The organism is Faecalibacterium sp. DFI.5.82 (genome assembly GCF_029076575.1).
Taxonomy (GTDB): Bacteria; Bacillota; Clostridia; order Oscillospirales; family Ruminococcaceae; genus Faecalibacterium; species Faecalibacterium duncaniae.
Genome location: NZ_JARFIS010000795.1, coordinates 1 through 300 on the forward strand (window position 1 = coordinate 1; position 300 = coordinate 300).

At 62.3% G+C, this 300-nt stretch carries 1 protein-coding gene; it reads right to left on the reverse strand.

The window, feature by feature from the left end; translation table 11 throughout:
* Positions 1-228 (reverse strand): alpha/beta hydrolase (locus tag P0G09_RS18940; RefSeq protein WP_342760571.1); only part of this gene is annotated, 228 nt, incomplete at its 3' end.
* Between the last annotated feature and the right edge of the window lie 72 nt (positions 229-300).

Here is a 300-nt window from a genome sequence, read left to right on the forward strand (position 1 = left end):
CACCGGGTCGGCATCGCCTGCCAGGAACAGCAGTGGCAGATTCTTGGGAACCCGGGCCAGAAGAGCCGTGTCGTACAGCCGCAGGATGCCGCTGAACATGCTGTAATAGGCGTTCAGGGTAAAGATAAAGGTACAGCGCTCGTCGGCGCGGTAGCGGTCCACCTCCACCGGGTCACGGTTGAGCCAGTCGTGGGCAGTGCGGCCCTCCAGCCCCTTGTTGTACCCCAGAAACGAAAGTCAGGCCACCACTTTGCTGCGGTAGTGCCAGCCATGGAACACGGCCAGCACCCGGCAGATGGT